Raw genomic sequence first — 12,099 nt, 5'->3', positions numbered from 1 at the left:
GTTGTCCAGCAAGGAATTTCACCACGGATCCGCCGACGGGATAAGTGTCAGCTGTGCTCTGGTCAGGTGCTTTCGCGCGTGCTAGGCGGAGGAGTCCTCGTACAACATCACCGCGACGCGTTTCCATTCGTCGAGCAATTGCCGCCGTCGCTTCGGATCGCCGCCGAGTTCGGCGTCCAGCGCCAGCCCGCGGGTGAGGTTCACGGTCAGCCAGAACAGGATCTCCGCGCGTTCCTTCGGCAGGTCACCGGCGACCGCGGTGATGTGCTCCAGTGTCGAGCGGCCCAGCGCCCGGTCGACCGGGCGGATCGCCGCGCGGAGTTCGGGGTCGGTGCGCGCCGCGACCCACAGTTCGGTGGCGGCCGTGGACAGCGTGCCCGAGTAGCCCTCCCACAGCAGGTCGATCGCCGCCGCGACCCCCGAGGCGCCACCGGGAAGCGCCGTGATCGACGCCGCGAGGCGCCCGCGCAGTTTCTCCGTCAGATGCTCGACGGCGGCCGCCATGAGCTCGGCCTTGGCGGAGAAGTGATGCTGCACGGCGCCCTTCGAGACGCCGGCGCGGGCGCAGATCTCCTGGACCGAGGTGCGCGCGTAGCCGAGGTCGACCAGGCAGTCGATGGTCGCGTCGAGCAGCGCGGTGCGGGTCTGCTCGCGCCGCTCGGCCTGGGTGCGGTGGGTCCTGCCGAGCACACTCACCGGATCCTGCCCCCTTTACGTGCAGCTCGGTACGGATGTACATTCCGAATGGAACTTACATCCTAAGCGTCATGTTTTCCAGGTCCGATCAGGAGGCGTTGGCCGTGCCCTTGCAGATCCAGAAGAGTTCGTGGAGCACGACGGAACTCGAAGACCTCCGGGACCTCGCCCGGACCTTCTGCCAGAAGGAACTCGTGCCGAACCAGGAACGCTGGGCGGCCGAGAAGAAGGTCGACCGCGAGCTGTGGACGAAGGCGGGCGAGGTCGGCCTGCTGGCCCTGTCCATCCCGGAGGAGTACGGCGGTGGCGGCGGCACGTTCGCCCACGAGGCCGTGCTCTACGAAGAGCAGGCCCGATCCGGTGACAGCGCGTGGGGCGTCACCGTCCACAATGGAATCGTCGCGCACTACATCCTGGAGTACGCGAACGAAGAGCAAAAGAAGGCTTGGCTGCCGAAGTTCGCTTCCGGCGAGATGGTCGGCGCGGTCGCGATGACCGAACCCGGCACCGGTTCCGACCTGCAGAACATCAAGACCCGCGCGGTCCGCGACGGCGACCACTACGTGATCAACGGGGCGAAGACGTTCATCACCAACGGTTTCCACGCCGATCTCGTCGTGGTCGCGGTGAAGACCGACCCGGAGGCCGGTGCGCAGGGTGTCTCGCTGATCGCCGTCGAAACCGACACGCCGGGCTTCAGCCGCGGCCGCGTCCTCGACAAGATCGGCCTCAAGGGGCAGGACACCGCGGAGCTGAACTTCGACGACGTCCGCGTCCCCGTCGCCAACCTCCTCGGCGCCCAGGAAGGCCTCGGCTTCATCCAGCTGATGCAGCAGCTTCCGCAGGAACGGCTGATCATCGCCGTCACCGCGGTCGCCGGGATGGAGGCCGCGATCGACCAGACCATCGCCTACACCAAGGACCGCCAGGCGTTCGGCCGCCCGGTCTACAACTTCCAGAACACGAAGTTCAAGCTCGCCGAGGCGGCGACCGAGGCCGCGGTGTCCCGCGCGTTCCTCGACCAGTGCATCGAGCGGCATCTGCGCAAGGAACTCGACGTGCAGGGCGCGGCGATGGCGAAGCTGTGGACCACGGAACGGGTCAACAAGGTGGTCGACGACTGCCTGCAGCTCTTCGGTGGCTACGGCTACATGACCGAATACCCGATCGCGCGCGCGTGGGCCGACATCCGGATCTCCCGCATCTTCGGCGGTACCAGCGAGATCATGAAGGAAATCATCTCCCGCACGCTGTAGCGGAACCGTTGGCGCAGAAAGGAAGAACGTGGCGAAAAAGGCCGGCCCGCTCAGCGGGCTCAAGGTCGTCGAACTGGCCGGGCTCGCCCCGGCGCCGTTCGCCTGCACGATCCTCGCCGATCTCGGCGCGGAGGTCGTCCGGATCGACCGGGCGACACCGGGCAACGACGTCATCGGCTTCCCGAACGATCCGCTCGCGCGCGGGCGGCGGTCGATCGGGATCAACACCAAGACCCCCGAGGGGGTCGAACTGGTGCTGAAACTCGCCGACGACGCCGACGTGCTCATCGAGGGTTTCCGCCCCGGCGTCGCCGAGCGGATGGGCATCGGCCCGGAACAGGTCCACGCCCGCAACCCGCGGCTGGTCTACGGCCGGATGACCGGCTACGGCCAGGACGGCCCGCTGGCGACCGTCGCCGGGCACGACATCAACTACATCGGCATCTCCGGCGCGCTCGAACCCATCGGGCACGCCGGGCAGCGGCCGGTGGTACCGCTCAACCTCGTCGGCGACTTCGGCGGCGGAGGCCTGCTGCTCGCGATGGGCGTGCTGGCGGCGCTGTTCGAACGCCAGACGTCCGGCAAGGGGCAGGTGGTCGACGCGTCCATGGTGGATGGTGCGGCGCTGCTGACCACCAGCCTGCACGGGCTGCTGGATTCCGGGCTGTGGTCCGGTGGGCGCGGCGAGAACATGCTCGACGGCGGCGCTCCGTTCTACGACACCTACGAGACCGCCGACGGCAAATACGTCGCCATCGGCGCGATCGAGATGCGGTTCTGGGGCGACCTGGTGAAGGTGCTCGGCCTCGACCCCGAGGAGACCCCGGTCCACATCGACAAGAACGAGTGGCCGAAGCTGCGCAAGATCGTCGCCGAGGCCGTCGCGAAGCACACCCGCGACGAACTGGTCGCGAAGGCCGAAGGCACCGACGCGTGCTTGACTGCGGTGCTCTCCCCGAAGGAGGCGCCGTCGCACCCGCACAATGTCGCGCGCAAGACGTTCGTCGACGTCGGCGGCATGACGCAGCCCGCGCCCGCGCCGCGCTTCGACCGCACCCCGGCCGAGACGCCGGAACCGCCGCGGCCCAAGGGCGGCGACACCGCCGAGGTCCTCGCCGAACTCGGCGTGGACGCCGACGGGATCGAACGGCTCCGGGCCGCCGGGACGATCGCCTAAGGCGTGTCCTGCAAGCCCTGTTGGCGGTCTCCGCCCCCGGGTGTCGCGAAAGCCACTTTCGGGACACCCGGCGTCGCGAAAGTGGCTTTCGCGACACACTCCGGCCGCACGACCCACTTGCGGGACGCCACCGCCGAGCCAACTGTCCACAAAGGGCTGTCCTCCAGAGGACGGTGCCCGATTGGCCCAGTTCGAGTGGCTTCACCAAGGGGTCGTGAGTGATAAGGAGGGTTAGAACCGCGCTTATCACTCACGACCTCACTTGAAAAGCGTGCATATAAGCATTAAGCGGACACCGGAGGGGCGCGGACTTACCGGCCAGTGTTCAGAGGTGTTCCGGGTCGGGGCCCAGGTCTGACCGCACCACCGAATAGAGGATGTGGTCGCGCCAGGCCCCGTCCCGGAACCCGTAGCCGCGCAGCACACCCTCCCGGGTGAAGCCCGCCTTCGTCAGGGAGCGCTGCTCGGCGAGGTTGCCCGCCTCCGTCGACGCCTCGACCCGGTTCATCTGCGTATGCGCGAAGAGGTAGCGGACCAGCAATCGCTGGGCCTCGGTCCCGTAGCCGTGGCCGCGTGCCTCGGGGATCAGGACGAGCCCGGCGTTCCAGCAGTACGACGTCGAGCCGGTCCTGGTCTTGTGCCAGGACACGAAACCGAGCCGCTGCCCGTCGAGCTCGATCATCAGCATCCCGTTGTCCGCCGCGAGCATGCCGGTCTCGGCCCAGCGGCGGCGCAGGAAGTGCGGGTCGTGCCAGCCGTGCCATTCGAACGGACCCGCGGCCCGCGGATCGTTCGTCAGTGCTTCGAGCGTCGGCAGGTCGTCTTCGTACACCGGTCTGAGCGCGACTCCGGTTTCTGTCATTCGACAGACATTAGGACGGATCGCTCTCGAAACTGCCGTGACGCCCCGCGCCGTCACTGAACCGGCCTGCGCCCGCGACGGCCTCCTCGGCGAGCCCTCCGCCGATCAAGGCGTTCGAGAACTCGGCGCGCATCGCCTCGTCTTCGGTGAGCCCGTACTGGCCGTACGCGGATTTGCGATCCGCACGCAGACACGCCTGAGGGAACGCGGCCAGGTCGCGCGCCAGCGCTTGCGCGGCCGCCAACGCCTCGCCGTCCGGCACGACCCGGTTCGCGAGCCCGATCGCGAGCGCCTCGTCGGCCCCGACCGGCCTGCCGGTGAGGATCAGGTCCATCGCCCGCGAATGCCCGATCAGCCGGGGGAGGCGCACCGTGCCGCCGTCGATCAGCGGCACCCCCCAGCGGCGGCAGAAGACGCCGAACACGGCGGTGCTGTCGGCGACCCGGAGATCGCACCACAGCGCCAGTTCCAGGCCGCCCGCGACGGCGTGCCCGCGGACCGCGGCGATCACCGGCTTCGACAGGACCATGCGCGACGGGCCCATCGGCCCGTCGCCCGCCGGGCTGAGCGAGTTGGTGCGGCCGGTGCCGACGGCCTTCAGATCGGCTCCGGCGCAGAAGGCGTCACCCGAACCGGTGAGGACGGCGACCGCGGCCTCGTCATCGGAGTCGAACGCGCGGAACGCGTCCGCCAGGGCGTTCGCGGTCGGTTCGTCCACGGCGTTGCGCGACTCGGGGCGGTTCAGCGTGATCGTCGTCACCGGCCCGTCCCGGTGGACGAGAACGTTTTCGCTCATCGATCGCTCCCTCGAGGAAATCCGGGTGGGCAACAGGGCCCGATGCTCCTTAAAGTGGTGACAAAGTCCGCAGTGCGCGCGGAGTCATCGTCTGGACACTACGGTGTGATGGGATGGAGCCATGTCGCCCGGCTTGAAGAAATTCGTTGTGATCGCCGTCGTCGCGCTCGTGCTCTTCTTTCTGATCAGCAGGCCGACGCAATCCGCCGACGCCGTCCACACCGCGCTCGGCTGGCTCCGGTCCGGTGCCGAAGCCATCGTGACGTTCGTCCGGAGCCTCTTCTCCTGATTCCTCGCGACGATCACCGGTGCCCTGGTGGCGCCGGTGATCACCGTGCGCAGCCACCAGCGGTTATCACGCAGAGTCACTCGCTTCGGATTTCGGTCGAATGACTCGACCATCCGGGTGGATTGCCCCCGAAAACCCGCTGGTCGACGAATTCGTGCCCGGGAAGCTCTGGCGGAAGAGACCTCCGCGCCCCTACGGTGCTCACATTGCGTGATCGGTTGGTCCTCCAGGCGCCGGAGCCGGCCTCCTGGGCGAGGAGTTTCCGCAGGTGCAAGCCGCAGGGCAGCGGAACTTCCAGCCGGGCAAGTAAGTCAGGACTTGTCAGTCGGGGAATCATGAGGAGGCAGGGATGACCGGAGATCCCGGAGTCGATGCGTTGATCCGGCAGTGGGCCGCCGAACGCGAGCAGACCCCCGAGGAGCAGGAGGCCGACCGCATCGCGTCGGCGTGGCTGGCCGATGTGCCGCGACAGGCTCCCGGAATCCCCGGCCAGCGTCAGCAGTCCGGCCAGGCGCGCTGGGCGCCGGTCGAGGCCGCCGACCCCGGCTACCTCGACGCGATGCGCCGTCGTCTCCCGGAGGTCCCGCAGGACCTGCTCGTCGCGGCCGCCGGCTGGTGGCAGATGGTCGGCGGCGTCGCCGAGGCCGAAGCCTGGTGGGACGCCGGCATCAGCCCGCTCGACCAGCGTGCGCTCGACTACCGTGCGGCCGGGCTCGCCCCGTCCGACCTGAGCCGCCGTCTCGGCCCGATGACCGTTTTGCAGCACCTCCGCCGCGGCAGCGCCCCGGCCTGGTGCGTGGCGCGGCTGGCGAGGCAGCAGAAGTCCGCCTGATGAGAACTTCTCGCACGCGCGGGTGAACCGGCGTGGCAAGGGCGATTCCGGCGACCGCGTAACGCTAACCTGCGCGGGCTCGTTGTTCGAGCATCGGTCGTGATCGCCGCCCACGCTGGAGGACCCGCTTCGTGCGCACCACCCCGGAAAACGACGAACTCGTCGCCGACCCGGCCACGCCCGCTCCGTCACGCCGCGGGGTGGGCGCCGCCGTATTCGGCAGGCTGGTGATCGTGCTGGCCGTGCTCGGCCTCGCCGGCGGCGGGATCTGGCTGGTGACCAAGGCGTCCGCCCCGGTCGCGAGCCCCACGACGATGGAGATCCCCGCGCTGCAGGTCAAGGCGGCGGACGTCAAACCCGGTTCGGTCGCCCCGGTCAACGCCACCCTCGCGGGCGGCGCCACCCAGCAGACCGTGCCGCAGCAGGCGCAGCCGAAGCCGGGCAAGGATCCGCTGACCGCCTGGACCGAGCGGGCGGCACAGGCCACCGGCATCCCGGCCAGGGCGCTGCTCGCCTACGGCAACGCCGAACTGGCGATGCGCCAGATGCAGCCGAACTGCAAGATCTCGTGGGCGACCTTGGCCGGCATCGGCCGGATCGAGTCGAACCACGGCCAGTACGGCGGCGCCGTCCTCGGCCAGGACGGGCGGCCGTCGAAGCCGATCATCGGCGTCCCGCTCGACGGATCGCCCGGCGTGAAGGCGATCGGCGACACCGACGGCGGCCAGTTCGACGGCGACGCGGCCGTCGACCGCGCCGTCGGTCCGATGCAGTTCATCCCCAGCACCTGGCGCCGGTACGCCGCCGACGGCAACCGCGACGGCCTCGGCGACCCGCAGCAGATCGACGACGCGACACTGGCGGCGGCGCGGTACCTGTGCGTGAACAACCGCGACATGGCGGCCGCCTCGGGATGGTGGCAGGGCATCCTGTCGTACAACAACTCGACCGAGTACGCGCAGAAGGTCTTCGGGCTGGCGGACGACTACGCGAAAGCCGTCGCGGCCGCCTCGTGAGTGGTAAAGACGGTTCTAACCGTCCTTACCACTCACGACGTCGGAGGTAGGACCAAGGTCCCGAGCGCCCAGGTCGGCGATGTTTCGCCCCGCGCCCAGTGCTAGCGTCGATCTGTGCCCGCTTCGTCCGTCACCCTGCGCCGTCTCGGCATCGCCGGCGTCTGCCTGGTGAGCCTGGCGCTGTGCTGCGGGCTCGCGTGGTGGCAGTGGGAGCGGTTCTCCTCGGCCAGCGGGACGTTCCAGAACCTCGGCTACGTCCTGCAGTGGCCGCTGTTCGGGCTGTTCCCCGCCTTCATGTTCTGGCGGATCCGCAAGCTCCGCCGCCAAGCCGCCGAGGCCGACGCCCAGGAAACGGTGGCCGAGACCGCCGTCCCCGAGGTGCCCGCGCCCCGGCAGCGGCGTGCCCCGGCGCCGCCGCCCCCCGAGGACGACGAGCTCGCCGCGTACAACCAGTACCTTCGCGAACTCAACGCCCGCGACAAGTAGTCCCCAGAGAGGTTCGAGACCCTATGACCACCCGAACTGACGACGCCGCCCCGGCCCGCCCGGTCTCGTTGGGCGGACCGCTGATCCGGTTCCGCGTCGCGGCGTACGCCACCGGTGTGGCCCTGCTCGGCCTGGTCGTCGAAATGCTGCTGCAGTACGTCTTCCGCGTGGAACTTCCCCAGTTCGTGAAGATGATCCCCATGGTCCACGGCGGGCTCTACCTGATCTATCTGCTGCTCGCGGTCGACCTGGCGATCAAGGCCCGCTGGTCGATGAAGGGCACGCTCCTCGTGCTGATCGCCGGCTGCATCCCGTTCTTCTCGTTCGTGATGGAGCGCAAGGTCACGCACAAGGTCCAGGCGGGCGTCAAGCTCTAAGCCCGGCGCCGGAAGGTCAGCGCGACCAGGAAGGACACCGCCGTCACGACGGCCGCGGCGGTGAAGGCCGCGGTCATCCCGGCGACGGTGGTCTCCGCCGGGCCTCCCGACGGAGTCCGTGTCGCCGCGCCGAACACGGTGATCAGGATCGCCAGCCCCAGTGTCGCCCCGACCTGCTGCAACGTCTGCAGCGCTCCGCCCGCGGCACCCGCGTCGTCGGTGGGCACCGTCGCCATGATGATCACGCTGAGCGGGGAGAACGCCAGGCCCGCGCCCACGCCCATCAGCAGCATCGGCCCGAGCAGATGTGAGAAGTAGCCGCTGTCCGTGGCGAGCGTGGTCAGCCAGACGACTCCGCCGGTCATCAGCGCGGTCCCGGTCAGCGTGAGCGGTTTCGGCCCGAACCGGGGGAGCAGCTTCGGGATCAGCCTGCTCAGCAGGAACATGCAGACCGCCATCGGCAGGAACGCGAAGCCGGTCTCCAGTGCGGCGAAACCCGCGATGTCCTGCAGGAACTGGGTCAGGAAGAAGAACATGCTCATCATCGCCATCGGCCCGAGGAAGAAGTTGACGTAGGCCGCGGCGCGGTCGCGTTCGGCGAACAGGCGCAGGGGGATCAGCGGTTCGCGCACCCTCGTCTCGATGGTGAGGAACGCGGCCAGCAGCGCCAGCCCGGCGGCGAGGCCGCCGAGGGTGATCGTGTCGCCCCAGCCGTGTGAAGCCGCGTGGGTGAAGGCGAACACGAGCGAACCGACGCCGAGGGTGCCGGTGAACGCGCCGGGAAGGTCCAGCCGGGCGCGCCGTCGCGGAGGATCGGCGACATACCGGGAAGTGAGCAGGACGATCGCGAGCCCGAACGGGACGTTGATGTACAGCGCCGCGCGCCACGAGATCCATTCGGTCAACAGCCCGCCGAGCAGCAGGCCGATCGCGAAACCGCTGCTGGACATCGCCGAGAACAACGCCAGCGCGCGCACTCGTGCCTTGGCTTCGGTGAACGTGCCGGTGATCAGCGCCAGTGTGCTCGGCCCGGCGAGCGCGGCGCCGACGCCCTGCGCGACCCGGGCGGCGATCAGCAGTTCCGCCGAACCGGCGAGGCCGCCGAGCAGGGAGGCGGCGGTGAACACGGCCGTGCCCACGACGAACGTCCGGCGGCGGCCGAACAAGTCGCCCGCCCGGCCGCCGAGGAGCAACAGGCCGCCGAAGACCAGGCTGTACGCCGTCATCACCCAGGACAGGCCGGTGTCGGTGAAGCCGAGTTCGGACTGGATGCGGGGGAGCGCGACGTTCATCACCGTCGCGTCGAGGATGAGCATGAGTTGGCAGGTCAGAATGATCGGGAGGACCAGCCGGTGCGGAGGTGGCGGGGCCCCGGCCGGTGCGGGCCTGGGCTCGGCACGCACGGTTCGCTCGGTCAAGGAATACTCCGAAGACGTAACGAGATGAAGCGGAGAGGCTCTCCACTTGAGGTCGTGAGCGATGATATGGAGACAGTCTCCGCTTATGCAAGTGGATTCGGAGAACGTCTCCGTTTTCGTCGCCCGAGGAGGTGCAGATGGTCACGGCCGATCCGGCCCGCCCCATGCGCGCGGACGCGCGGCGCAACTACGAGCGCATCGTGGCCGTGGCGAAGGAGGCGTTCACCGCCGACGGCGTGGACGTGCCCGCCGACGACATCGCCAAACGCGCCGGTGTCGGCGCGGGCACGTTGTACCGGCACTTCCCGACGCGCGACAAACTGATCGAGGCCGTCTACCGCGACGAAATCGACGGGCTGGCGCAGCAGGCGTACGACCTGCTCGACGAATTGCCGCCGGGCAAGGCACTCGAGACGTGGCTGGCCACGCACGTCATCTACGTGGTCGAGAAGCACGGGCTCGCGATGACGCTGAAGGCGTCCGTCGACGCCGGCTCCGAAGTCTTCGCCTGGTGCCAGTCACGCCTGCGGGCCGCGGCCGACACGATCGTGAAGGCGGCTCAGGACGAGGGCGTGCTCCGGCCCGACGTCGCGGGCGTCGACATCCTGCGGCTCGGCCACGGGCTGGGCTCGGCCGCGAGCAAGGCCTCGGAGGAGGACACGAAGCGGCTTCTCACGATCGTGCTGGACGGCCTCCGGGTGCTATGAACGGGCCGGTCCTGGCAAATTTCGCAAGGACCGGCCCGTTTCGTAGCGCGCGTCGGGAGACTCGCAGGTGGGGCGCGCCCAGCGCGTCAGGAGCCGATCCCGGTGAGGGACCGCACCTCCATCTCCGCGTGCTTGACCGGATCGGCCTTCGAGCGGCCGACGAAGGTGCCCACGAACCCGCACAGGAACGAGAACGGGATCGACACCAGGCCCGGGTTCTTCAGCGGGAACCAGTGGAAGTCGACGCTCTTGATGATCGAGTCCGCCGCCCCGGACATCACCGGCGAGAAGAACACGAGCACCAGGCTCGCGAGCAGCCCGCCGTAGATGCCCCACAGCGTGCCGGTGGTGTTGAAGCGTTTCCAGAACAGGGAGTACAGCAGAGTCGAGAGATTCGCCGACGCCGCGACAGCGAACGCCAGCGCCACCAGGAACGCGATGTTCTGCCCGTTCGCCAGGATGCCGCCCACGATCGCGAACGCTCCGACGGCGACCGCGGTCAGCCGGGCGACCCGCACCTCGGCGGCCGGTTCCGCCTTGCCGTTCTTGAAGATGTTGGCGTACACGTCGTGGGCGAAGGAGGCGGACGCGGTGATCGTCAGCCCGGCGACGACGGCGAGGATGGTCGCGAAGGCCACCGCCGAGACGATCCCGAGCAGGACGGTGCCGCCGATGTTCAGCGCGAGCAGCGGCGCCGCCGAGTTCTCCCCGCCGGGTGCGTTCTTGATCGCCTCGGGGCCGACCAGCGCGGCCGCGCCGAAGCCGATGACCAGCGTGCAGAGGTAGAAGAGGGTCATGCAGGCGGTCGCCCAGACCACCGATCGCCGCGCCTCGCGCGAATTCGGCACCGTGTAGAAGCGCATCAGCACGTGCGGGAGCGCCGCGGCACCGAGGACCAGCGCCAGGGCGAGCGAGACGAAGTCGAGCTTCGTGACCTCGCTCTTGCCGTACGAACCGCCGGGCTGGAGCAGTTCGTCACCGAGCGGGCTGTTGTCGGCGGCGGCCGAGAGCAGGTTCGAGAAGCTGAAGCCGAACTTGCCGAACAGGAACACGGTGATCAGCGCACCGGTCAGCAGCAGGATGGTCGCCTTGATGATCTGCACCCACGTGGTGCCCTTCATCCCGCCGACCAGCACGTACAGCACCATGACGACGCCGACGACGCCGATCACCAGCGCCTGGCCGATCCCGCCGTGGATGTCCAGCAGGAGCGCCACCAGGCCGCCGGCGCCCGCCATCTGCGCGAGCATGTAGAAGAAGGAGATCACCAGGGTCGACGTCGCGGCGGCGGCGCGGACCGGGCGCTGCTTCATCCGGAAGCTCAGCACGTCGCCCATGGTGAAGCGGCCGGTGTTGCGCAGCAGCTCCGCGATCAGCAGCAGGTCGACCATCCACGCGACGAGGAACCCGATCGAGTACAGGAAGCCGTCGTAGCCGTGGATCGCGATCGCCCCGGCGATCCCGAGGAACGACGCCGCCGAGAGGAAGTCACCCGAAAGCGCGATGCCGTTCTGTCGTCCGGTGAAGGCGCTGCCCGCCGCGTAGTAGTCCGAAGTGGACGAGTTGCGCGTGCTGACGCGGTACACCACGTACAGGGTGATCGCGACGAAGAGCGCGAACACCGCGATGTTCAGCACGGGGTTGTTGTCGGGGATGCTCATCGCTCACCCGCCCCGACGGAGGCCCGCAGCGCCTCGACCTTGGGATCGAGCCGCTTGTTCGCGAACTTCAGGTAGGCGACCGTGATCAGGATCGTGCTGGCGAACTGGCCGAGCCCGAGCAGCATGCCGACGTTGACCTCGCCCCACACCTTCCGGCTCATGAAGTCGTGCGCGTAGGCCGCCAGCAGCACGAAGGTCATGTACCAGGTGAAGAACAGCAAGCTCATGGGGAACACGAACCGGCGGAAGGTCTTGCGCAGCGCGACGAACTCCTTGCCGTGCTGGATCCGGTCGTAGTCCGGGCCGGTGGCGCGCGGCGGCGGGGAAGCGGGGCGGCGCTCGCGGACGAACAGCGCGGGCATCTGCCCGGTGTCCTCCAGGGCGTTGCTCGCCGCGTAAGGACGCGCGACGTCGGGCATGGGTTCCTCCGGGGCTTGCATCCGTGGCGCGGTACGGGAGCGCACATACTAACTACGGCTTCACCCGCTCTGAATAGGCGACCCTGGTTCCGCGAAGGCGTGAGCCC

The 12,099-nt window shown here is 68.9% G+C and carries 14 protein-coding genes; 8 read left to right on the top strand and 6 right to left on the bottom strand.

Annotation, left to right across the window (positions count from 1 at the left end; translation table 11 throughout):
• Positions 1-81: 81 nt before the first annotated feature.
• Entirely contained in the window at positions 82-690 is a 609-nt protein-coding gene (locus CVV72_RS16980; protein WP_091599714.1) for a TetR/AcrR family transcriptional regulator, read from the bottom strand.
• Positions 691-800: 110 nt separating this feature from the next.
• Here CVV72_RS16980 and CVV72_RS16975 point away from each other — a divergent pair, with 110 nt between their 5' ends.
• Both CVV72_RS16975 and CVV72_RS16970 read left to right on the top strand, forming a co-directional pair.
• A complete protein-coding gene (locus tag CVV72_RS16975) occupies positions 801-1,952 on the top strand; it encodes an acyl-CoA dehydrogenase family protein (RefSeq protein WP_125676677.1) in 1,152 nt (383 codons plus the stop codon).
• Between the two features lie 28 nt (positions 1,953-1,980).
• Positions 1,981-3,129: a CaiB/BaiF CoA-transferase family protein gene (locus CVV72_RS16970; protein WP_219153306.1), complete on the top strand. Its 1,149-nt coding sequence runs from the start codon at positions 1,981-1,983 to the stop codon at positions 3,127-3,129.
• A gap of 325 nt (positions 3,130-3,454) precedes the next feature.
• Here CVV72_RS16970 and CVV72_RS16965 read toward each other — a convergent pair whose 3' ends face one another.
• Both CVV72_RS16965 and CVV72_RS16960 read right to left on the bottom strand, forming a co-directional pair.
• Complete coding sequence (locus tag CVV72_RS16965; protein ID WP_219153305.1) at positions 3,455-3,991, bottom strand: GNAT family N-acetyltransferase; 537 nt, start codon at positions 3,989-3,991, stop codon at positions 3,455-3,457.
• Between the two features lie 10 nt (positions 3,992-4,001).
• Positions 4,002-4,787 carry a crotonase/enoyl-CoA hydratase family protein gene (locus CVV72_RS16960; protein WP_219153304.1) on the bottom strand — a complete coding sequence of 262 codons (786 nt, stop codon included), beginning with the start codon at positions 4,785-4,787 and terminating at the stop codon, positions 4,002-4,004.
• A gap of 133 nt (positions 4,788-4,920) precedes the next feature.
• On the opposite strand from CVV72_RS16960, the gene CVV72_RS16955 reads away from it, so the two are divergent.
• From CVV72_RS16955 to CVV72_RS16935, 5 genes are all read left to right on the top strand, one after another.
• On the top strand, positions 4,921-5,076 hold the full coding sequence (locus CVV72_RS16955) for a hypothetical protein (RefSeq protein WP_162182762.1): 156 nt from the start codon (positions 4,921-4,923) through the stop codon (positions 5,074-5,076).
• Positions 5,077-5,425: 349 nt separating this feature from the next.
• On the top strand, positions 5,426-5,908 hold the full coding sequence (locus CVV72_RS16950) for a hypothetical protein (RefSeq protein ID WP_007033703.1): 483 nt from the start codon (positions 5,426-5,428) through the stop codon (positions 5,906-5,908).
• Positions 5,909-6,039: 131 nt separating this feature from the next.
• Positions 6,040-6,924, top strand: coding sequence for a lytic transglycosylase domain-containing protein (locus CVV72_RS16945; RefSeq protein ID WP_219153303.1), 885 nt, complete (start codon positions 6,040-6,042; stop codon positions 6,922-6,924).
• A gap of 114 nt (positions 6,925-7,038) precedes the next feature.
• Positions 7,039-7,410, top strand: coding sequence for a hypothetical protein (locus CVV72_RS16940; RefSeq protein WP_219153302.1), 372 nt, complete (start codon positions 7,039-7,041; stop codon positions 7,408-7,410).
• A gap of 23 nt (positions 7,411-7,433) precedes the next feature.
• Complete coding sequence (locus CVV72_RS16935; RefSeq protein ID WP_034322453.1) at positions 7,434-7,787, top strand: DUF3817 domain-containing protein; 354 nt, start codon at positions 7,434-7,436, stop codon at positions 7,785-7,787.
• On the opposite strand, the gene CVV72_RS16930 is transcribed toward CVV72_RS16935, so the two are convergent.
• Entirely contained in the window at positions 7,784-9,205 is a 1,422-nt protein-coding gene (locus CVV72_RS16930) for an MFS transporter (RefSeq protein WP_255632720.1), read from the bottom strand. The genes CVV72_RS16935 and CVV72_RS16930 overlap by 4 nt on opposite strands.
• Positions 9,206-9,342: 137 nt before the next feature.
• On the opposite strand from CVV72_RS16930, the gene CVV72_RS16925 reads away from it, so the two are divergent.
• Positions 9,343-9,912: a TetR/AcrR family transcriptional regulator gene (locus CVV72_RS16925; RefSeq protein ID WP_219153301.1), complete on the top strand. Its 570-nt coding sequence runs from the start codon at positions 9,343-9,345 to the stop codon at positions 9,910-9,912.
• Between the two features lie 86 nt (positions 9,913-9,998).
• On the opposite strand, the gene CVV72_RS16920 is transcribed toward CVV72_RS16925, so the two are convergent.
• A complete protein-coding gene (locus CVV72_RS16920; RefSeq protein WP_219153300.1) occupies positions 9,999-11,573 on the bottom strand; it encodes a cation acetate symporter in 1,575 nt (524 codons plus the stop codon).
• Complete coding sequence (locus CVV72_RS16915; protein WP_219153299.1) at positions 11,570-11,992, bottom strand: DUF485 domain-containing protein; 423 nt, start codon at positions 11,990-11,992, stop codon at positions 11,570-11,572. Before CVV72_RS16915 ends, CVV72_RS16920 begins: the two co-directional genes overlap by 4 nt.
• Positions 11,993-12,099: the final 107 nt, after the last annotated feature.

The sequence above is a fragment of the Amycolatopsis sp. TNS106 genome, assembly GCF_019330265.1.
Lineage (GTDB): Bacteria > Actinomycetota > Actinomycetes > Mycobacteriales > Pseudonocardiaceae > Amycolatopsis > Amycolatopsis lurida.
This window is presented reverse-complemented; position numbering and strand designations above follow the sequence as displayed.

Coding starts and splice junctions, on each gene's coding strand:
- CVV72_RS16965 (WP_219153305.1), bottom strand. CDS start 3,991: ATGACAGAAACCGGAGTCGCGCTCAGACCGGTGTACGAAGACGACCTG.
- CVV72_RS16960 (WP_219153304.1), bottom strand. CDS start 4,787: ATGAGCGAAAACGTTCTCGTCCACCGGGACGGGCCGGTGACGACGATC.
- CVV72_RS16950 (WP_007033703.1), top strand. CDS start 5,426: ATGACCGGAGATCCCGGAGTCGATGCGTTGATCCGGCAGTGGGCCGCC.
- CVV72_RS16935 (WP_034322453.1), top strand. CDS start 7,434: ATGACCACCCGAACTGACGACGCCGCCCCGGCCCGCCCGGTCTCGTTG.
- CVV72_RS16925 (WP_219153301.1), top strand. CDS start 9,343: ATGGTCACGGCCGATCCGGCCCGCCCCATGCGCGCGGACGCGCGGCGC.
- CVV72_RS16920 (WP_219153300.1), bottom strand. CDS start 11,573: ATGAGCATCCCCGACAACAACCCCGTGCTGAACATCGCGGTGTTCGCG.
- CVV72_RS16915 (WP_219153299.1), bottom strand. CDS start 11,992: ATGCCCGACGTCGCGCGTCCTTACGCGGCGAGCAACGCCCTGGAGGAC.